Below are 20,680 nucleotides of genomic sequence, written 5' to 3' on the forward strand. Positions count from 1 at the left end.
ATATTTAGTACTCGCTTTTATGAGCAGGTAAATCATAGAGAATTTACAGGAATATTTAGAATTGCTATAGGACTCGTATTTGATTTTTGAAAAAAACTCCGTACACCTTTATTGCTTCTTAAGCGTTAAGCGTTAAGCGTTAAGCGTTAAGCGCCCTGACGAGTTAGTTCACCAAATCAAACCGGATTCCTATATATATGTTTGACTATGTAAAAGCGAACCATGACCTGTTCCGTCGTTTTTATCGACTGGCGGTTATCAATGTTTTTTCCAATCTCACAGAGCCTTTGGCGGGTTTGATCGGTATTGCATTCTTAGGTCATCTCACCGAAATCCGTCATTTAGCAGGAGTTAGTTTGGCTACAGTTTTATTCAACTATATCTACGAGAATTTGCTCTTTTTACGGATCTCAACTACCGCAGTAACATCTCAAGCTGTCGGACGGAACGACCAAGAGGCAATATTACTAGCAGGACTGCGAAATGGGTTCATAGCTTTAGTGTTGGGTGTTCTCATCTTTATGTTGCAGTACCCTATAGGAGCGCTAGGGTTTAATTTATTGAACGGCTCTCCAGAGGTTGAGTCTATCGGACTGGATTATTTTAACGCCCGGATTTGGGGAGCGCCCGCAGTTTTGCTCAATTTCGTAATCATTGGCTGGTTTCTAGGACAGGAACAAAATGGCAAAGTGTTGCTGTTGACCGCTGTTGGCAACGCCGCTAATATTGTGCTGACCTATTTCTCGATTATGCGGTGGGATTTGGGAAGTACAGGGGCTGGACTGTCTCATGCGATTAGCGAGTATTTGACGTTATTGGTAGGTATGATCTTGGCTATCCGCTCTATCCAGTGGCAAGAATTGCGAACAGCAGTCCAGAAGTTGTGGGAATGGTCGGCTTTTCAAGCTACTTTTATCCTCAATAGTGACCTATTGGTTAGATCTTTAGTTTATATGTCCATTTGGACAATTTTTTTCAATCTCAGTGCCACTTTCGGAACAGATGTTTTAACAGAAAATGCTTTGCTCCAACAGGTAGTATTTCTGCTCGCGTACTTGATTGAAGGAATAGGATTCACTACGGAGACTTTAACCGGAAATTTTAAAGGTCAATCCGCTGATGATCAGTTATTGCCTCTATTGCAGATTTCGCTCTTCACTAGTTTGTTGGTGGGAGTTGCTGCTTCTGGAACGTGCGTTTTGTTACCTGAGACTGTATTTGGGTTGTTAACCAATCACGCCGAACTGATTGAGCCAATTAAACACTATGTACCTTGGTTATTCTTCGTCTTGAGTTTTTTTTCAATTGCTTGGATTCTGGAGGGGTATTTTGCAGGATTAACAAAAGGGCAATCCCTGCGTAACGCCGCTTTAGCGGCAGGTTTACTGGGATTTGCACCTGTGGCGTTTTGGGCATGGTCGGTTCATAGTAACCATCTTTTGTGGTTGGCTACATCAGTGTTTATGGCAACAAGAGTGGTGCTACTTGGAGTCGAGTTGCCAGAGATGTTTGAAAGTCATTCAACTGGCGTCAGTGAATTGCCTAAGCTATAGCGATAAGCCTCTGGCTTTAGCTTGTGCTTATCGCGCTCAAATTGCCCTTTTGCTGATCTATCGTCACAGATCGAAACAGTTAGTAGCTCAACCTAATTAAACGTGAAATGTCCGCACAAAACAATATATGAGCTTGCGTATTTTACAAAAAGCATGGCTTTAAAGCTGGTAAGCTCTGGGTCAATAAAATTAATGGGCAACCCAATATTGAATCTCACTGGAAGCCTTCGATAAATACATACTAAATAACACCTTGAATGCCATAATAAACACAAGCTAGGCTACCAATTATGTAGACAAACAAGGTAAGAAAAAAACCAGTAGCCCGACCAACAGCTATGACCATAAGTTGTAATTAAACCCCATGCATGAGCAATTCTGGCTATTGTAAGAACACCTCCCTCTAACCAAATTAGCCAATTTGGCGAATGCATTAACTCAAGAGCAATGACAAAAAGTTATCCTAGCGGCACATATTCCGCAAAATTCCCATGAGCGCGAACCTTACGCTGTAGTCTTCAACTTTAGCAGGAATAATTTTTGTCGCTAACTTTTCAACTGTAGCTGCAACAACATTTGGATTTATCAGCGGATCGCGTTGTATCGCCACATCTTCTTTTGACTCACCATGCCACAGCCGTGTTCTTGTTCGTTCCATCACCACAATGTAGATGAGCACAAGAGCAATCAAACCATTAAGCCCGATAAAGAGAGTTGAAATTGGAATCATATTTGCGTTACTTTTAAGTATTTAAACTCACTTTTTAGTCTAAATAAAGATACTATAGTATAATTTTCTCATCAAAATGTGACTCAAGTCATAGCAAAATCATGACTTTTCTCTCTAGCTTCAATAAATGTGATTAGCTACTTTACAAATAGCTGTTTGTTACTTGTGTTGCTCTAATATCCGTATTTTCAAAATTTTTCAGAAATCATCCTATCGGGTCATTTAATAGGATGATGTATGTTTAGCACGATCCATCTTAGGCTATGTTTCAGCTTAGCTGAAACATAATTTCCTCGATATACACTCCTCTCTTCAAAGGGCATTCTTGATGTTTTCCAAAGCTTTGAACAAAAAATTTGTATATCTGACGACTGTATCCATAACTATCGGCACAATTGTTGTTCTTTGTTATACTAAAAACTTTTATGCAAGTTCAATGTGTGTCATTACCAACACTGCATCTATCGATAAAGGAGTAGATACTTCTTTACGGGAAAATACAGGTAACTTTCTAGATGTGGTGATTGAACAGAGTATCCATTAAAGATGGGGTTGGTGAGGTTTACAAGTTGAGAGAAATTAAAATACCGACCAAGAATGATCAAGCTTTTGCACCCAATTCAAGATGATTCATTGCCTCAAATAATACCAAGTTGCGTTCTGTAGAACTCAACTCACGCATGCTCCAGAATTTGTTGAAAAATGGTTGCAAATTCTGTCTGGCAAGTCTAATCAAACACATACTTTTGGGCAACTTTCCAGTAGCGGGAGAAGCGCTTGAGATCAATATAGCCGTCGTAATCAAAAAACGGTTCTACTTCAAAGACTTCCAGTTCCACGGAACGCTCAATTTCATCGCAGATAGCATCAAACCGGGGACTAGGACTGTTTGCTGTCACGACTTTGTTGGCATTATGCTCTTTGGCAAAAGCTAAAACTTCTTTTGCGACATCGCCACGACGAATGACAACGGGCAATTCTAGCAAGCATTCGTAGATAAAGGCGAGGCGTTTCAAACTCAGTTGCCATTCTTCTATCAAAGCATCGTCCCAAACCCAGATGGCGGGTGCTTCGGGATATTCTTCGAGTCCGGGGTTTTGCGGACTCAGACAGTCTCCGTGTATCCAAATAATGGGTTGAGTCATTGGATTTGAAATTTATAACCAGTTTCCGCAAGCATTGTAACAATCAGAAGTTGGAAACAGGGAACAAGGAACAAGGAACAGGGAACGCTTAACAGGGAACAGGGAAGAAGGTGTAGCGATTTTTTTTCAAAAATCAAATGTCCTATAGTTGACCTCTGTGCCTTTTCGGTGGCTTATAAAACTATTTTGCTGTAGATATTGTTCAGTACCAACTTTTTGGATTAAGTTGGTATTAGAGATTATAGAAGAATAACAAAAAAAATAAAGGATGAAAAATTTATACTTGCAACTTCGTGAAAGACAAAGCTTGCTGATGTGTCCGTGGGAACTTCACTTCATCCTTTATACTTCACACTTCTGACTTCAGGTGACTTATGCCCCTTGACCTTTCCCCGTTGTGGATATCCCTAAAAACCTCCTTACTTGCGACGTTTATTACCTTCTTCCTTGGTATTGCTGCTGCCTATTGGATGCTGGGATATCGAGGGAAAGGTAAGTCTTTGATTGAGGGTATCTTCGTTGCTCCTCTGATTTTACCCCCGACAGTCGTTGGCTTTTTGTTGCTACTGCTGTTTGGCAAAAATGGTCCTGTTGGGAAACTTATGGAGCCTTTGGGCTTTAGTATTGTTTTTACTTGGTATGGTGCGGCGATCGCCGCCACCGTAGTAGCCTTCCCATTGATGTATAGAACTGCTTTGGCAGCTTTTGAGCAAATCGATAGTAATCTTCTGCGAGTTGCCAGAACTTTAGGCGCAAAGGAATCTACAATATTTTGGCGAATAAGTTTACCTCTAGCGGTACCAGGGATTTTAGCAGCAACAACCTTGGCTTTTGCTCGTGCTTTGGGTGAATTCGGTGCAACCTTGATGTTAGCAGGGAATATCCCAGGGCAAACTCAGACAATCCCAATGGCAATTTATTTCGCTGTGGAAGGGGGGGCAATAAACGAAGCTTGGTTTTGGGCTTTCGCTATCATGGCTATTTCCCTATCTGGGATTGTAGCCGTTAACTATTGGCAGGAAACTCGGGGGAAGAAGAGGGAAGCAGGGGGAGTAGGGGGAGCAGGGGAAGCAAGGGGAGAAAATAGTATTGCGTCTTCCCGTTTATCTAATCAGGATTCGACAGGCTCAGGATTATTTGTTGATATTGAAAAACAGCTTTCTGGTTTCAGCTTGAAAGTCTGTTTTAGTGCGGACAACCAACCCTTGGGATTGTTGGGAGGATCTGGGGCTGGTAAGAGCATGATTTTGCGCTGCATCGCTGGGATAGAAACACCAAGTTCCGGTAGGATTGTGCTTAATGGGCGGGTGTTGTTTGACTCGCGACAAAGAATTAATTTGCCACCGCGCGATCGCCGTGTTGGTTTTTTAGTGCAGAATTACGCTTTGTTCCCGCATATGACTGTAGGACAGAATATTGCCTTTGGCTTACCTAAAGGGCTTTCTGCTACAGCTATTCGACAACTTGTTGAAACCCAACTCATCACAGTTCAGCTCGAAGGATATTCCCAGCGCTATCCGCATCAGCTTTCCGGAGGACAGCAGCAAAGAGTTGCATTAGCAAGAGCCTTAGCAAATCAACCAGAAGTACTATTGTTGGATGAGCCATTTTCTGCACTAGATACCCACTTGCGTAGCCAACTCGAACAGCAAATGGTAGCAACATTATCTTCTTACGAAGGTGTGACTTTATTTGTCACCCACAATATGGAAGAAGCATATCGGGTTTGTCCGAATTTGCTTGTTCTAGAGAAAGGAAAAGCAGTTCATTACGGCACTAAATATGATATTTTTGAACACCCCGCTACTGTTGGTGTTGCTCAATTAACAGGATGTAAAAACTTCTCAAGTGCTGTTGGTAGCACATCAGGGCAAGTGCAAGCAAGTGATTGGGGTTGTACCCTGAGTGTGATTGAACCTATCCCAGATGCTTTGTCCAATGTTGGGATTCGTGCCCATCAAATCATTATTACAGACAAACCGAATCAGGAAAATACCTTTCCTTGCTGGCTAGTGAGAACGAGTGAAACTCCACACCGAATGACGCTGTTTCTTAAGCTCCATCACCCATCTACCAACAACAATGATTACCACTTGCAAGCTGAGGTGTTTAAGGAGAAATGGGCAACTCTCAAAGACCAACCGATGCCTTGGTATGTGCGTTTAGACCCTTTAAGGCTAATTTTGATGCAATGAAGTACAACAAAAGTTTTTAGGAGCACGAACCCCGTAACTCCTTATAAAGAAACCGAAAATATACTGTGTATTTGAGTTAAATTTAAGTTAAAAAAATCGTAAAATCAGTACTGAAAAGGTTGATTTGAGATGATAGTGCGATAGTGCTATGATCAGTCAGTCAAGACGATACAGGGGATATTAAAAGATGCAAGTTAGTGCTCGTAACGCCCTCAAAGGGACTGTCAAAAAAGTTGTGGAAGGTTCTGTGAACACCGAGGTAACGTTAGAGGTTGCGCCAGGAGTCGATGTAGTAGCAATTATCACCAAGGGTTCAGCCCAAAAGCTTCAACTGGAAGAAGGAAAACAGGCATACACTATCATCAAATCATCAGATGTTATGGTTGCTGTTGACTAGCAAGTTTTCTTTGAGAGAGTTCTCAATGATCTAAAGCTTATATTGAAAGCCCAGTCATGGTGACTGGGCTTTTAGCATTTTTATTGTCTTGAGAGCATATTTTTTTCGGAATTGGCTCAATCAATGTGTATCTATCAAACAACTACTAAATTTATTGATATATAGGATTCCTATTTGATTTTTGAACGGAATTCAGTACAGTTGATGTTAAGCGTTCGGATGTTCCCTGTTAATACCAATTCTCCATGAAGATGATTTTAATTTAGCCCGCGCAGGCGGGCTACCCTCCGGGAAGCCGCCTCCGGCGTCTATGTTCGTATAGCCCCACACTTCTAGTGTGAGGGAATATTAAGCGCAAGTTTACAGAGAAATGGTATAAGCGTTCCCTACCTCTACTTTGTCAATTCACCAAATCAAACCGGATTCCTATAGCAATCCTAAATCATTTGTAAAAAATCACAGTTGTTGATACTCTGAACAAAATCAGGTGAAGGCGCAGAAAAAACCAATGAATTAGCCCGAAAATTGTAGTAAATACACATAAGCGTGTAGAGTGCCAACGGGTATCTGGAAAACGCTTCGCTTTCAGCCGTCAACCAACCTCTGCCCTGGAATTAAGTTCTAGGTGTTGCAATAAGGGTGATCGCCAGGGCAGAAGTCGCCGCGTCTGAATTCCCAGATACCCTTAATTGTAAAAAGTATTTGGGATATTATAGCTGTCGCCAACTCTATTAGGACATATAGCAAGGAACGCTTAACGCTTAACAGGGGTGTGAAAGTCTGGTGATATCCGTATTTTCTCATTAGTTCATGTCCTAATCTACCTGGCAACGGCTATACTATAAAAATTCGTGCAGAAGCGGTGAAAAAAGTGAGCCATACATAAATATTTTCGGAAAGTCAAAAACTTGATGATGAGTAACGAGTTCAAAGAATCTTTTAATATGAGAAAATGATTTGCATAAGTGGTAAAACTCTCTAATAAAGTTTTTAGCATACAACCAGATGTCCTCTACAGGATTTTGCGTTGGGTCATTAGGTGCACTCTCGTATACAAGTAACTTTCCATTCCGATTCATTTAACTCTTGATTAAGAGTATCTAAATAAGCTTTAAATTCAGCAGAACGATGATAACTAGCTCCTAAAATATTTCTAATTTTTGAATGGTTATAGTTTTGCATCACCATTTGTACAGCAAGTGCCCGTTTTAATTTTCTGGGATCTGGGTTCGCCTGAATGAACTCTATCAACAACTGTGATTTTTTAAAAATGATTTAGGATTGCTATACCAATAGTTTTCTTTTAAAAGAAACCTGATTTATAAAATGTGATTTATGGAAAAAACTAATAATTCTACTACTAGTCTGTCTTCAAATGGGTCTGACAAAGTAGCACAAAAGGATGATTATCCAGGACGTGCCTATTTTATTCGACATGGTGAAAGCACCAGCAACGAACGTAACATTTTTGCAGGAGTACTGGATGTTGACCTGACCGCTTTTGGTAGGTTGCAGGCACGCCGTGCAGGTGTTGACATTAAGAAAAAAGGTGTGAAGTTTGATGCAGTATATGTCTCTCAAGAGTTAGAAGACTATGTATCAACGTATGGGTTGGTTGCCAATCTTAACGTTGTCTCTGCTGCTGCATCCCCAGTAACAACATAATTTGCAAGGCAGGGCAAACACAGCAGGGTAAGCGGATTGAAAAGTATGACTTTAAACATTGAAGTTTTAGAACAAAGTTTTGAAAAAGTTAAACTCCACGCCGATGAATTTGCAGCCAGCTTCTACGAAAACCTTTTTAAGGCTAACCCAGAACTAAAACCACTGTTTACTAAAACAGATATGAAAAGCCAAGAGAAAAAATTGTTAAATTCTCTTGTTTTGATAGTAGAAAATATCCGCAACCCAGAAGCTTTAGAACCAGTTCTCAAAGCTCTAGGGGCTAGACACGTTGGCTATGGAATTATTCCAAAATATTATAGACCAGTGAGGGAAGCCCTACTGGTGACATTTGAGCAGTATCTCCAACAACATTGGACTCCTGAAGTCAAAAAAGCTTGGTTAGATGCTTTTACAGCTATTACTGCATTGATGTTAAAAGGTGCAGGGAAAGAATCTTCGCCTAAAGTTGATCAAGCACAGAACTCCACAATTTTAGCAAAACCTGTTCAAGCTGAACAACCTGTAACTTTACAGTTTCAGACCAAAATATTAGCACAGCCATTTAATCAAGTTTTCAAACAAATTTCTCATAAACTTATTGATGCTTTCTGGATAGCACCAACGTGGTTAATCGCTATAGTTGCAGCAGTCTTGTTTACGATAGTTGTTGTAATTGTTGATGATAATTCTGTGCTGGGAGAGGCTTTAGGTGCTGCTGACAGTGTTAGTTTGGTGGTGGCGTTAGTTTTATTCATTAAGGAAACTCCAGATCGCCGCAAACAATTTCACTACCAAGCTTGGAGTACAGTTGATGCCGCACACAATGTTAAAGTTAGTTATGCCAGAATTTTAGCACTCCAAGATTTGAATGAAGACGGTGTTTCTCTCAGAGGTTTGGATGCTTCTGGTGCAGAGTTGGTAGATATTAATCTCTCTCAAGCCAATCTGAGTAAAGCCAATTTAATGGAAAGCGATTTGACAAATGCCAATCTCAGCTATGCCAATTTAGATAATGCTAATCTTAGTCAGGCTAAACTTAGTGGTGCCAATTTGAGTTCTGCAAAATTGGGTTTTGCTAACCTGACTCAGGCTAATCTTAATAGTGCCAACTTAAGTCATGCTAATTTGATTTGTGCAGATTTAAGTAATGCTAACTTGAATGGTGCTAATTTGAAAGATGCTAACTTGAGTGGTGCTAATCTGGAGAGAGCCTATTTAAATGGTGCCAATCTCAAAAATACTAAAGTGAGCAATGCTGAACTTAGCAGTGCTTTTCTAGAAGGTGCAATTATGTCTGATGGTTCAAAATATCGCTCTCAAAATTAATTGCACAGTATAGCTTATATACTTTGCCAGGGTATAGATTTTACTTTTTTCTAGAGCTAAAAATAGAGGATAACTCTTACTCTGGTGACCAACCTGACTTTTCACGGGATATGGAAGTGTGATTCGTTGGTAGCTGAATTCATAAGCTATCCAAGGTGAAAACCTAGAGTAACCTTGAACTCTTTTATGATAGGGGTGAGTAACAATCGAGAAACAAGTCCCCTCCTCCAAGGTTCGGAGTGACTCAAGACCTACACCCTCAGCGAGTAAACTCGGAATTTTACAGACGGATTTTTATAGTAATATCCCAAAGACTTTTTACAATTAAGGGTATCTGGGAATTCAGACGCGGCGACTTCTGCCCTGGCGATCACCCTTATTGCAACACCTAGAACTTAATTCCAGGGCAGAGGTTGGTTGACGGCTGAAAGCGAAGCGTTTTCCAGATACCCGTTGGCACTCTACACGCTTATGTGTATTTACTACAATTTTCGGGCTAATTCATTGGTTTTTTCTGCGCCTTCACCTGATTTTGTTCAGAGTATCAACAACTGTGATTTTTTACAAATGATTTAGGATTGCTATAGACAACATAAAATGTTAAACTTCAAAAAATATGCTGCATTGCTTGCTTTGTTACCACTTGCTACTTTGTGGACTCAAGCAGCGCATGCTGAAACTTTAAAAACGAAAAATTTCAACGTTGTAATTACTAGAAACTGTCCAGAAGGAAATGTAACTTGCAACAATGTTACATACTTTGGAAAGGATTTAAGAACAGGTAAATCGATTCGTCTGACTGGCAAAACAATGCACACAACTGGTGCAGATGGTATCACACCAAGTCGCTTTCTGGGTTATCAGTTTCGCAATAACGAATATCTTTATCGGGTGACAACAGACGGCACTTTACAAGTTTATCAAGGGAAAAAACTAATACTTCAAGAAAAAGGAGCTTTTACATATTAAAAATTATCTTCTTTATAACTAACAATCAAGGAAAATATTCTCCCCAAACTCGCGGGGAGGATATCACAGGCGCTGATTGTGGTGTCAAAGCTGGTTGCTACTAAAACAAAAATGCTCTTCTGTTAGCCAATATCAACGCAACTTCTTTGGCAAAGTAAGTCAAAATCAAATCAGCACCCGCCCGTTTCATACTAGTCAAAGTTTCTAAAATGACTCTTTTCTCATCAATCCAGCCCATTTGAGCTGCGGCTTTAATCATGGCATATTCACCGCTGACGTTATAAGCAGCTACAGGTAATTGCGTGTAATCTTTAACTTGGCGGATAATGTCTAAATATGCTAAAGCAGGCTTTACCATCACGATGTCTGCACCTTCGGCAATATCCAGCGCTACTTCTTTGATAGCTTCTCTAGCATTTGCGGCGTCCATTTGATAAGTCTTTTTATCCCCAAATTTTGGTGCAGAATCCAACGCATCCCGAAATGGACCATAATAAGCAGAGGCGTATTTTGCAGAGTATGCCAAAATCCGCACATCTATGTATCCTTCCGCATCGAGTGCTTTACGAATAGCCCCTACCCTACCATCCATCATGTCAGAAGGTGCAACCATATCTGACCCTGCAGCAGCTTGTGAAAGTGCCATTTTCACCAAGACTTCGACTGTGGGGTCATTGAGAATAACGCCGTTTTGATCAACAATACCATCGTGACCGTGAGTCGTAAAAGGGTCAAGCGCAATATCGGTAATTACTAGGATACCTGGCACAGCTTCTTTAATAGCCTTGACAGTTCGCTGTACCAATCCTTCTGGGTTGTAGCTTTCACTACCCATGTCGTCTTTGTTTACTTCTGGTATGACAGGGAAGAGTGCAACAGCTCCTACCCCCAGTCGCCACACCTCTGCTATTTCTTTAACCAGTAAATCTAAAGTATATCGATAACACCCAGGCATGGAGCTAATTTCCATTTTCTGTTCCTCACCTTCCATGACAAACATGGGATAAATGAGGTCATCGACAGTCAGCGTTGTTTCTTGCACCATGCGACGTAAGGTAGCAGTGCGACGCAGGCGACGAGGGCGATGAATCAGCGTTGTAGCTGTAGGTGCAGTGTTATTAGCAGAAGGATTTTCTGATGACATGGGAGTGAATAATAATTGTTCTGCTAAATAATGATAATCGTTTTCATGCAGCTTTTTTTGCTTTCAGGTAGAACCACCAAAGGGTAAACATTTATAAAAACGAGGAACCTCACCCGCCTACGGCACCCTCTCCTTAATAAGGAGAGCCAGTGCGTTGCGGAGCCAGTGCTGCAGGAGGGTTTCCCTCCGTAGGCATCTGGCGTTGGGGTTCCCCCCGTTGTAGCATCTGGCGTGAGAGTTGGGGTGAGGTAAAACAGGAATTATAAGTAATTAAGCGGATTTGATATAAAGCTGTTTAAAAATCATCTTGGTGTCAATGTCCCCCTACACCCATACACCCTTACACCCCTACCCCCCTACACCCCTTCTTATTGACTCCAAAACCCTTTTTTTCTCCATAGCGGACAGTCCGGAATTCCACTTGGTTTGTGTTTGGGTTGTAGAGGGTATAGGTTGCTTCCCCAGGAGTGCGTCCTACATTCCCCACGCCAACCACTTGACGCGACGAAACGTTGATAGTTCTAGGCGAAGTTTGACTATCGAGGGTTGTAACTTGTGTGGTGATAGAACCTGCTTCTAGTTGATATTGAAAAGTCAAACCAGAACGACCACAAAATAGGTTATTGGCTTGCATCCGCGATAATCTATCCAACATTTGGATGGGTGGAGTTAGAAGTGTAAGTTCTTCACTCACAGAGACTGTTGTGCCATGAATTAACAAACAATCCAACTCAAAAAAACCAAAATCAAGGTTTTGCAACCATTGTACTGTCTGACGGGAAACACTATCCCACAGTAACTTCACACTTTCTCCCCCATACTTCTCCATTAACTCTATGGGTTCCCCAGTCGCACCAAGCCCATGCAAAATCAAACACTGTTCTTCCCACCATCCCTTACACACAAGCGGTTCTAATTCACCAAGTCGGGGGTTACGCACTCGTTCCACCAGTTGTTCAGATTCTTTCGTTGGTCCGACCAAATCACCGAGAATATATAATGCCTGCACAAAACGACTCTGACGCTTAATATCTGCCATCACGGCTTCATAAGCTGCCAAATTTCCTTCAATTCCACTTAAAATTGCCCACTTCATATCAATTTTGGATTTATTCTTGGTTGTTGTTAGTTAGTTGTTGGTGGTTATTCACTCCCTTGTCTCCCCTATCCTCAGATCTTGCACCTCCGACTGATACGCCTTGAACTGAAGTTCAAGGCTAATAACCCAAGTCCGTTAAAACGGACTGAAAAACTACCCAGTCCGTTTTAACTGAGATCTTGCACCATTTTCAATAACCGTAGGGTGGGCACTGTCCACAACGGAAAAATAAGGTTTTGAGCGAACTCTAGGCAGTGCCCACCTTACAAAAATTGCAATAACGCAACTGGTGCAAGATGTGAGCGCCCAACGGGCGCGATTAACGCTCCCGCAAAATATGAAACAAGCACATTTTTATAAGATTTCTCAAAGCCTTACTGTATAACGGTTCTAAAATGTGCAAGTTAGGAGTTTTAACGGACTTGGACTTTGAGCCAAGAAATTTATTTCTTGGCGGACGAAAAGTATGGTGCAAGATCTGAACTATCTCCCTTGTTTCCCCATCACCTTGTACACACATGGCTTGGATCATCTGCACGTTCTGCAAACTCCATTCCCTGCGCTAAACGCCAAGCAAAAATCGCAGGTAAACCCTTTTCAATAATCCCTCTTACAGTTTTCTGATAATCGTAGGGTACTTCTCGTAACATCACTTCTTGAGTGTCAGTATCGTAAATAACATAAGTTGCATGAGGTCTTCCATGTCGAGGTTCTCCTACCGAACCCACATTCACAATCTTTTTCAAGGGTGCTGTAAAGAACCTTTCCTCTTCTTCACAATTTTCACTTTTGGTACGCACCTGTAAACTTCCTGCATCGAGGTTACGCACATAAGGCACATGAGTATGACCACAAAATAGCACATCACTCTCTGTGGAAAGTACGCGCTCTAGTGCCACAAAAGCATCGAGTTCTGGTAACAAGTACTCGTGGTTGCTGTGAGGACTACCGTGAACAAACGCCATGTTTCCTTCACGGAAAGTATCGGGTAATTGGGCGAGAAATTCGCGGTTATCTGGAAGAATTTCCTTGTTTGTCCACTCGTGAGCGATTTTTCCCCGCTTCTCGGCTAAAAGGGAAGGAAAACTGCACTCGCAAGAATTCAATCCTTCGACAATATCCTCATCCCAACAACCAGCGACGGTAGGAATATTTAACGAACGAATTTGCGCCACCACTTCATTAGGATAAGGACCATATCCTACCAAATCACCAAGACAATAAATTTTTTCGCATGAGTGCTTGTCAATATCCAGCAAGACAGCATCCAAGGCTTCATAGTTGCTATGAATACATGACATGACTGCTATTTTCATGCTTCTATCTCCTCAAGTAGAACTTGTTTTACCTGTTGTTGGTATTGCCAAATTGCAGCGTCTGACAAACAGCAATCTTCTAAAGTTTGCCTGATCGCCACTTCGTCTAAGTTTTGTCCTGACACTTCTATCCCACTGAAACGTTGGGGTCTATTTTCCAAGTGGCGGGGTAAGTCTAATTCTAGAAAATCGGTTGATGGAACGCCTGCGGCGAAATCAGCATAAAGCGATCGCCCATCTCCAACATCAAAAATTCCCTTAGCGCGGCTGACTTGACCGTAAGCACCGTGAGTCATTTCGTACCAAAACTCCTCCAAGCTATCTTCGTCGATAACTTGACCAGTAGTTGGGACGCGCCATAGCTGGGTAGTGGTAATACTGCTATTCGTTGCTGCTCCTAGTATAATTTCATCTGCCCAAGCATGATACTCAGAGTCTTGGAGATGCGGTGGCAAAATAGCGATCGCACGGTACGATAAATTATCCAGTATTGGTGCTACAGCATTCAGTTCTAAATAAAATCTCAGTTCGATATAAACAGCATCTGCTGAGGGTAAGTGTCTGAGGAACTCAACTTCTTCTCCATCTTTAAAGACTTTAACAGCAGGATATTCGCTGTTCAGGCGGGTTTGATCGATGGGAACATTCCCAACTCCAGGACTGAAATACAAGATATGACTCGTAGTGACACCACTACAAGCTATTTGTTGAGTAATCCAAGTGGTCTTTCCTGCGCCTGCTGAACCTGCGACAACAGTAATTTTGGGTATAGTCATATAATAATGATAATCGTTATTAAGCAAGAAAGAGGTAGAAATAATATCAAGTCTGGTTGATTAGTTATGATTTGGGCGATCTGTGAACCTCACCCCTTGCTAAGGAGCTACGGTGTATACAGATCTTTATTACAAAACCAAAATCGTCGTAGATCCCCCTAAATCCCCCTTAAAAAAGGGGACTTTCAGAGTTTCTTGCCCCCCTTTTCAAGGGGGGTTGGGGGGATCAAATGCCTGTAGGACAACGTTATAAGACTTGTGTGTACACCATAGTTGCTAAGGGGAGGGGAGGTTTTGGCGTTAGACAAAACCGGGGTGGGGTTTCACGCGGGTTGGTAATGATGAGTGTTTCAACAGAACTGATATAAGTTCTGTTTCTGCTTAAAGTCGAGAATGAGAAAACAAGATAACCTTAATAATATGTGTATGACTATTCTTAATTAAATCAATAAATATAAGCTTAAGGCGTTTGTTGTGTCACCCATTCCTCGAACAGTAGAGAACCTACAGCATAATGTTCGTCATCCAACAGCCGAATGACACCAGTACCAGCAATGACTTCTAGAGAATCTGCGACTTCTCCTCGACTTAAACCAGTACACTGTGCCAAAGTTTTTGAAGTTCCTTTTTTGTTCTTAACTAGGGCTTGATAAACTGTTCGTTCAGTTTCGCCGAAGCAACCAGAATGTTGTTCTGCATTCCACCAGGAGGAAAAGTCTTTGTCGTGATACTGTAATAATCTGTTAATAAGATTAGTGCAGGACTCGGTTTGCTGATGATTATCGAAGATAATATTGAGGGTTTGTTGGATGAGATAGGGATGACATCCTGACCATTCAATAATAGAGTCAATTTTTTCCTGAGTTAAAGAAATTTGTTCTTGTTCTGTGCGATCGCCTATCAATTTTTGCGTTTCTTCCTCGCTTAAGGGAGTTAACCATTCAATTTCTGCTATATTTAATAATGGCGAACCAACACGCTGCTGATATTCCTTCAAATCTCGATAGCCTGAGAGCAAAAGACCTAAAAAAGGTTTGATCGCAGTGTCGGTATCTTTCAATCCTCGCAGGTATGACCAAGCATCACTTGCCCAATTTTGGCGGACAATAAACTCAGCGCCATCGATGAGAAAGCAGACACCTTGAAAATTTAACTTGCGGAGTTCCTCGATAGTTTTCAGGAAAGCCAAGCGGAAGCTATCGTTATTTAAACGTTGTTCGTGGTCGGGATTGTTGATGTTAAACTTGATATTCAACTGTTTGAGAAAGCTAAGAGTGACTTCGCCACTTTTGACTTGAGTGAGAAATTCGTGGTACATTTGCCGAATACCAGCCAGAGGAACTTCTCTCCAGCGTTCGATCGCTTCCCGGAGTCTGGCTATGAGGAGATAACGCAGATTGTCTAAGTCTTTGGGTTGTTCTAACTGTAAGTTGATGAGTACAGGGAATGCGCGTCGGGAATTCCCTGTATTTGGATTTAGCAAATTCCACTCGATCGCACGCAAAGCACTTGTTTTACCCAAACGTCTTCCAGCCAGGAGAATTCGCACTTGAAAGGGCGATTTAAGCATGGTGTTTAGCAATTCGCTGCGTCCGAAAAAGTGGGAAGGATCTGTAATTGCTACTCGGAAGTTGTCAAACGGGCGTTCTCCTGAGAAATTCTGCATTGTTTTATCTCCTCCTCTGTCATCTGCATTTGAATCCACCGCGATAAGAGTGGAATCCGGATTTGGTAGAAATCTTGATGGTTTAATTCTTCGTCATACAACAATCCTACATTTGTCAGCCACAAGCAAGCATCTAAAGATTGGTTTGCGGTGAAATCAGAACTGAGTTGGTTGAGTAATGCTTTTTCTGGGATACCATTGCTCAAATTTTCGTTACAGGCGATGACTCGCAGGAGGGCGATCGCCACTTCAAAGTCACGTTTTTCTAAATCTTCCCAAATGCTTTTTTCTAAATAATTTTTCAATTCGCCTTTCTGAGTCAAGGTTTTCTCTAGATAAGGTTCTACCATTGCCCATTCAATGAGCATATTTCCACTTTCAGAAGACTTTGGATTTTTATCTTGATTTTTATTTATCTTTTCTGTTAAAAAGCGAGCCAGTTGACGAGAGACAAATGGATGTCCACCGCTTTGGCGATGAATTTGTCTGGGAGTGACTTCATCAAACTCCAACGCCATCAGTTTACCGATATTGATCAGCATGTCTTTCGTCTCATCCTCAGAAAAAGGAGGGAGAAAGACTTCTTTGAAGAAGCTAAAAACCGGATTCGTTGCAACTCCTGGTTGCGTCCACGAGTTGATGCGATTGCAATCTGGATGCACATCAGCGACGAGAATTGACAGTTGACGCTGTTCTTGAGACAAAACTCGTAACGCCCCAAAACAAGCATTAAATTCTTCTGCTTTTTCCCGCGAGTCTTCTGGAGTGGGGATAATTCGTTCTACTTCGTCTAAAAAGCACAGTATGGGCAGCTTATAGTTTTTATTCTGCTGGATTGCACTTACAAAGTCAATCACCCGTTGAATAAATTCTCCAGTTAATTCTGCGGCTGGTTTATCTGGTGGAAATGGCTGAAATTGTGGAAGTTGAACCTGATTTTCTAGGGTAGACAGACGCTGGAGGATATCGTTAAATAAAGCAGCACCGTAGTAGCGAGAACCTCCATAGCGTTGAAGGTCAATGTGTATGACTGGGTGTTCGCGCAGCATGAAACCTAACTGGAGTAGCACAGAAGTTTTGCCAGACTTGCGTAACCCAAACAAGCCAACTCCCTGAAATCTCAGCAGTTTTTCTGCCAAGCGCTGCAATAATTCTGTGCGCCCAAAGAAAGAAAATGTGTCGCTAATGGCGTTTCTGTCATCGAAGAAGTCAGCACGTTGGAGGTAGCGATCGCAATACTCTTCCAGCAATCCTCTGCACTCGTCTTGGTTTGGTAGCGCTTGTTCTACTTGTGCAAGAGGAATTGGAATCAGGACAAAATGATCGCGTAAACGTACCTTTGCCGTTTCCATTCTCGCTGTGGTGTCAGGAGAAACTTTATAGAAAAGAATACCAATTCTCTCTCGGTTATCCAAAACTAATTTTTCAGAGATTTCAACAAGTTGGATAACATCTTTGTCAGTTGGCGTATCCACAGTTAGCAAAACTGGTAAAGGCGCGTAGGGGCTGAGACTACCTTCGATAGTTTCGATTGTTAAGTGCTGTAAGTTCTCACGTTTTATTTTTGCATCTACTGGTTTGAAAAACTGAGTGACTAAATCCAAACATTTCTTTTTCTGTTCTTGTTGTTGTAACAGTCGCTTGAATGCACCGTCTTGTGTCAATTGTTGTGGAAAACGTAAGTTAAATAACTGGACAAAAGTATCACTTAGTGTATGGTCTTTGGTGTTTGCGGCGTATTCGATTAATTTTTCTCGCAGTTCTAAGGCTGCACCCAAAGGCAGTAAAGTTGCCAGCAGTAAGTAAACGCCGCGAAAACGCGGCTCACTAATGTGTTGAATAACACGCTCTTGGACTTCTTCACTTTCGCCGAGAAAGTTTTGCACCAGGAAGAATTCCATAATTTTGTCGTGGCGAAAGTACCAGTTTTTCAGTGGTTCTCCCTCAGCATCTTCCCACTGACGGCTGACAACCATCTTATATTTTTCATCTTCCATACTGATTAATTCTTGTCTAAAATCATCAGCAGGAATAGCGCTTTCGTCGTTAAGCCGCATCTGGTAAACTGCTTGCGAAAACTTCTTGAGTGGAAATTCATGTTTCCATTCTCGCAGGTATTCTGCCGCCATGAGTTGATATTGTTGTTCTTGCAGGCGAAACAAATCTGGTTGTTTACCTTGTGATAGCATCAGGGCAACCAGCGTTAAATCCATTGGGTTGGAAAGAATTCGCTTGGCTGCGGCTAAATCTTCTGGGGATTGTTGATCGTTGAAAGCTTCTGCTATGTAGCGAGAGCAAGCTTGCTCGTAATCTTGGAATTCCTTATCGTCTACAGGCGTCTCGCTTTGAACCTCACCCTCGCTTTGAACCTCACCCTCGCTTTTAGCTTCGCTAAAATCTTTCCCTCTCCTTAGTAAGGAGAGGGATGCCCGATCGCGCTGGGTGAGGTTCCGGTTGTTCAAAACCTCATTCTCGCTTTTCACTTCGCGAAAATCTTTCCCTCTCCTTAATAAGGAGAGGGATGCCCGATAGGGCAGGGTGAGGTTCCGGACTAACCAGAGAGATAGGCGATCGCGCTGGGTGAGGTTCCGGTTGCTTTTCACCTCACCCTCGCTTTTCGCAGAGCGAAAATCTTTCCCTTCGGCTTCGCTCAGGGTTAACCCTCTCCTTACCAAGGAGAGGGATGCCCGATTGCGCAGGGTGAGGTTCCGGAGTTCGGAGAGGGATGCATGATCGCGCAGGGTGAGGTTCTGCTGACGAGACATCAAAAACTGCTGTATTTGCTCACGTTCCAACGGCTGCAATTCATATTTCTTCGCCGTTGAGGGGGGTATCCAATCCAACGGCTGAGTCGTCATAATAATGTTGCCCCGGAAATAGCTTTCCACAAACTGAGAGACTTTTGCTCGTGTGTCAGCAGTGACTTCATTGAGTCCGTCGATGCAGATGTCTATAGCTCCATAGTAAATTAGGTTTCTCAGGAATTTGGCATCATGTACCTGTCCTTCCAGCTTGGCGTAAATTGCAGGAATCACGCCATTGTCACACTTTTGCGCGGGTAGAAAGACGACTGTTCGCTGGGAGGTTTTCACCAAATGGCGCAGAAACATCGACTTGCCTAAACCAGAGTCGCCTTCTAAGACGATTTGCCCTTTTATGCTAGGAATCACTTCTGTAATTGGTCGAATTTCATCCGTATTCTGGTGTAGAGACGTTGCATGCAACGTCTCTACAACGCCAGACTCTGGAAAGTAAGTTTGTTCTTTGAAATTGTCTAATCCCGCATCTGCTAGCAAGATCGGTGTGAATGGTTCAAACAGTCGGCGACGCAGGAAAGGAACCCAAGTCAGGAGTAAGCCGATATAGCCAAAACCGAGAATGCGCCGTAACCACGGGTTCCAGAAAATTGGCTGAACTTGGGGAGATTTGGGATAGGCAATAATGAGGAGAAGCCAAATCGCAAGGTGAGTCAGGATGATGTTTCTGGCAAGGAAAAACCACTTCCAAAATTCTAAATTATCTATGACTGACTTCACCGTGTCAGCTTCGTTGTATCTACCTTTAAGATTATTGTAGTGATCTTGAAGTAGTTTAATATCTTTCCATTTCCAATCTGAAACTTTTTTAGCAACGACTCCAATCTGCTGTGCTAAGTTTTCTTGTAATAGTTTCAACTCGTGACTATTGTTCCAAGCTTTAAGAAACACGTTCAGTGTGTATTTGCCATTTTTGTATTTGAGTTGAGTGGGAATTGCTTGAGGATAACCAAGCCACTTTAGCAGAGTTTTCACCTCATCAGTACCACCCCCAAGGAAATAGGTGAGAAAGCGCCATTCTGGAATGTATGACTGACCATCGTAATAGACATTATCTAGAATGATAACTATCTCATTGAACTCCAGTTTTCTGATTTTCCCCAAAACTTGTGCTGCACTGGAACGAACTTGAGACTCAACGGTTTTATCTTTGAGGAAGTCGAGGATGTCTTTGACGTAGAGTTTGGCAGCTTCCCCCAAATTCCCCAAAGCTTGTGCTGCACTGTAACGAACAGAAGAGTCAACGGTTTTATTTTTGAGGAAGTCGGCGATGTCTTTGACGTAGGGTTTGGCAGCTTCCCCGAAATCCCCCAAAGCTTGTGCTGCACTGGAACGAACTTGAGACTCAACGGTTTTATTTTTGAGGAAGTCGAGGATGTCTTTGACGTAGGGTTTGGCTGCATCGCCCAAATTCCGCAAAGCTTGTGCTGCACTGGAACGAACAGAAGAGTCAACGGTTTTATCTTTGAGGATGTCGGCGATGTCTTTGACGTAGGGTTTGGCATCATCGCCCAAATTCCCCAAAGCTTCTGCTGCACTGGAACGAACTTGAGACTCAACGGTTTTATCTTTGAGGATGTCGAGGATGTCTTTGACGTAGGGTTTGGCAGCTTCCCCGAAATTCCGCAAAGCTTCTGCTGCACTGTAACGAACAGAAGAGTCAACGGTTTTATCTTTGAGGAAGTCGAGGATGTCTTTGACGTAGGGTTTGGCAGCTTCCCCGAAATTCCCCAAAGCTTGTGCTGCACTGTAACGAACAGAAGAGTCAACGGTTTTATTTTTGAGGAAGTCGGCGATGTCTTTGACGTAGGGTTTGGCAGCTTCCCCGAAATTCCCCAAAGCTTGTGCTGCACTGTAACGAACAGAAGAGTCAACGGTTTTAT

16 protein-coding genes are annotated in these 20,680 nt (G+C 42.2%); 7 read left to right on the top strand and 9 right to left on the bottom strand.

What is annotated here, in order from left to right; translation table 11 throughout:
• Positions 1–197: 197 nt before the first annotated feature.
• The gene (gene gntT, locus AC5JM2_RS00305; RefSeq protein WP_495832923.1) at positions 198–1,553 is read left to right on the top strand and encodes a guanitoxin biosynthesis MATE family efflux transporter GntT; all 1,356 of its coding nucleotides are present in this window, start codon (positions 198–200) and stop codon (positions 1,551–1,553) included.
• Between the two features lie 281 nt (positions 1,554–1,834).
• On the opposite strand, the gene AC5JM2_RS00310 is transcribed toward gntT, so the two are convergent.
• Both AC5JM2_RS00310 and AC5JM2_RS00315 read right to left on the bottom strand, forming a co-directional pair.
• A complete protein-coding gene (locus AC5JM2_RS00310) occupies positions 1,835–1,987 on the bottom strand; it encodes a hypothetical protein (protein ID WP_495832924.1) in 153 nt (50 codons plus the stop codon).
• A 29-nt stretch (positions 1,988–2,016) separates the two neighbouring features.
• On the bottom strand, positions 2,017–2,283 hold the full coding sequence (locus AC5JM2_RS00315; RefSeq protein WP_495832925.1) for a hypothetical protein: 267 nt from the start codon (positions 2,281–2,283) through the stop codon (positions 2,017–2,019).
• 325 nt (positions 2,284–2,608) lie between these two features.
• Between AC5JM2_RS00315 and AC5JM2_RS00320 the strand changes: the two genes are divergently transcribed.
• Positions 2,609–2,827, top strand: coding sequence for a hypothetical protein (locus AC5JM2_RS00320; protein ID WP_495832926.1), 219 nt, complete (start codon positions 2,609–2,611; stop codon positions 2,825–2,827).
• A 184-nt stretch (positions 2,828–3,011) separates the two neighbouring features.
• Here AC5JM2_RS00320 and AC5JM2_RS00325 read toward each other — a convergent pair whose 3' ends face one another.
• Positions 3,012–3,428, bottom strand: a complete 417-nt coding sequence (locus AC5JM2_RS00325) for a hypothetical protein (RefSeq protein WP_495832927.1) — start codon at positions 3,426–3,428, stop codon at positions 3,012–3,014.
• A gap of 374 nt (positions 3,429–3,802) precedes the next feature.
• On the opposite strand from AC5JM2_RS00325, the gene modB reads away from it, so the two are divergent.
• The 5 genes from modB (at position 3,803) to AC5JM2_RS00350 (ending at position 9,980) form a co-directional block, all read left to right on the top strand.
• On the top strand, positions 3,803–5,623 hold the full coding sequence (gene modB / locus AC5JM2_RS00330) for a molybdate ABC transporter permease subunit (protein ID WP_495832928.1): 1,821 nt from the start codon (positions 3,803–3,805) through the stop codon (positions 5,621–5,623).
• A 187-nt stretch (positions 5,624–5,810) separates the two neighbouring features.
• Complete coding sequence (locus AC5JM2_RS00335) at positions 5,811–6,020, top strand: TOBE domain-containing protein (protein ID WP_210613927.1); 210 nt, start codon at positions 5,811–5,813, stop codon at positions 6,018–6,020.
• A 1,335-nt stretch (positions 6,021–7,355) separates the two neighbouring features.
• Positions 7,356–7,685, top strand: coding sequence for a histidine phosphatase family protein (locus AC5JM2_RS00340; protein ID WP_495832929.1), 330 nt, complete (start codon positions 7,356–7,358; stop codon positions 7,683–7,685).
• A gap of 45 nt (positions 7,686–7,730) precedes the next feature.
• On the top strand, positions 7,731–9,011 hold the full coding sequence (locus AC5JM2_RS00345; protein WP_495832930.1) for a pentapeptide repeat-containing protein: 1,281 nt from the start codon (positions 7,731–7,733) through the stop codon (positions 9,009–9,011).
• A 597-nt stretch (positions 9,012–9,608) separates the two neighbouring features.
• Positions 9,609–9,980 (top strand): hypothetical protein, encoded by a 372-nt coding sequence (locus tag AC5JM2_RS00350; protein WP_495832931.1) that lies wholly within the window; start codon positions 9,609–9,611, stop codon positions 9,978–9,980.
• A gap of 100 nt (positions 9,981–10,080) precedes the next feature.
• Here the strand turns inward: AC5JM2_RS00350 and hemB are convergent, their stop codons facing one another.
• From hemB to AC5JM2_RS00380, 6 genes are all read right to left on the bottom strand, one after another.
• Positions 10,081–11,124, bottom strand: coding sequence for a porphobilinogen synthase (hemB, locus tag AC5JM2_RS00355; RefSeq protein WP_495832932.1), 1,044 nt, complete (start codon positions 11,122–11,124; stop codon positions 10,081–10,083).
• A gap of 340 nt (positions 11,125–11,464) precedes the next feature.
• On the bottom strand, positions 11,465–12,220 hold the full coding sequence (locus AC5JM2_RS00360; RefSeq protein ID WP_495832933.1) for a metallophosphatase: 756 nt from the start codon (positions 12,218–12,220) through the stop codon (positions 11,465–11,467).
• Positions 12,221–12,726: 506 nt separating this feature from the next.
• Entirely contained in the window at positions 12,727–13,539 is an 813-nt protein-coding gene (locus tag AC5JM2_RS00365) for a metallophosphoesterase family protein (protein WP_495832934.1), read from the bottom strand.
• The gene (locus tag AC5JM2_RS00370; RefSeq protein ID WP_495832935.1) at positions 13,536–14,315 is read right to left on the bottom strand and encodes a GTP-binding protein; all 780 of its coding nucleotides are present in this window, start codon (positions 14,313–14,315) and stop codon (positions 13,536–13,538) included. The genes AC5JM2_RS00365 and AC5JM2_RS00370 overlap by 4 nt, the downstream gene beginning before the upstream one ends.
• A gap of 460 nt (positions 14,316–14,775) precedes the next feature.
• Positions 14,776–15,981, bottom strand: a complete 1,206-nt coding sequence (locus tag AC5JM2_RS00375) for an ATP-binding protein (protein WP_495832936.1) — start codon at positions 15,979–15,981, stop codon at positions 14,776–14,778.
• Positions 15,936–20,680, bottom strand: a 4,745-nt coding sequence (locus tag AC5JM2_RS00380; RefSeq protein ID WP_495832937.1) for a HEAT repeat domain-containing protein, incomplete at its 5' end; no start/stop codon positions are given. The genes AC5JM2_RS00380 and AC5JM2_RS00375, both read right to left, overlap by 46 nt.

It is taken from the genome of Brasilonema angustatum (genome assembly GCF_059505445.1).

What these genes read in the sequence shown, in the direction of transcription:
- gntT (WP_495832923.1), top strand. Translation starts at nt 198, where the DNA reads ATGTTTGACTATGTAAAAGCGAACCATGACCTGTTCCGTCGTTTTTAT.
- AC5JM2_RS00310 (WP_495832924.1), bottom strand. Translation starts at nt 1,987, where the DNA reads ATGCATTCGCCAAATTGGCTAATTTGGTTAGAGGGAGGTGTTCTTACA.
- AC5JM2_RS00315 (WP_495832925.1), bottom strand. Translation starts at nt 2,283, where the DNA reads ATGATTCCAATTTCAACTCTCTTTATCGGGCTTAATGGTTTGATTGCT.
- AC5JM2_RS00325 (WP_495832927.1), bottom strand. Translation starts at nt 3,428, where the DNA reads ATGACTCAACCCATTATTTGGATACACGGAGACTGTCTGAGTCCGCAA.
- modB (WP_495832928.1), top strand. Translation starts at nt 3,803, where the DNA reads ATGCCCCTTGACCTTTCCCCGTTGTGGATATCCCTAAAAACCTCCTTA.
- AC5JM2_RS00335 (WP_210613927.1), top strand. Translation starts at nt 5,811, where the DNA reads ATGCAAGTTAGTGCTCGTAACGCCCTCAAAGGGACTGTCAAAAAAGTT.
- AC5JM2_RS00340 (WP_495832929.1), top strand. Translation starts at nt 7,356, where the DNA reads ATGGAAAAAACTAATAATTCTACTACTAGTCTGTCTTCAAATGGGTCT.
- AC5JM2_RS00345 (WP_495832930.1), top strand. Translation starts at nt 7,731, where the DNA reads ATGACTTTAAACATTGAAGTTTTAGAACAAAGTTTTGAAAAAGTTAAA.
- AC5JM2_RS00350 (WP_495832931.1), top strand. Translation starts at nt 9,609, where the DNA reads ATGTTAAACTTCAAAAAATATGCTGCATTGCTTGCTTTGTTACCACTT.
- hemB (WP_495832932.1), bottom strand. Translation starts at nt 11,124, where the DNA reads ATGTCATCAGAAAATCCTTCTGCTAATAACACTGCACCTACAGCTACA.
- AC5JM2_RS00360 (WP_495832933.1), bottom strand. Translation starts at nt 12,220, where the DNA reads ATGAAGTGGGCAATTTTAAGTGGAATTGAAGGAAATTTGGCAGCTTAT.
- AC5JM2_RS00365 (WP_495832934.1), bottom strand. Translation starts at nt 13,539, where the DNA reads ATGAAAATAGCAGTCATGTCATGTATTCATAGCAACTATGAAGCCTTG.
- AC5JM2_RS00370 (WP_495832935.1), bottom strand. Translation starts at nt 14,315, where the DNA reads ATGACTATACCCAAAATTACTGTTGTCGCAGGTTCAGCAGGCGCAGGA.
- AC5JM2_RS00375 (WP_495832936.1), bottom strand. Translation starts at nt 15,981, where the DNA reads ATGCAGAATTTCTCAGGAGAACGCCCGTTTGACAACTTCCGAGTAGCA.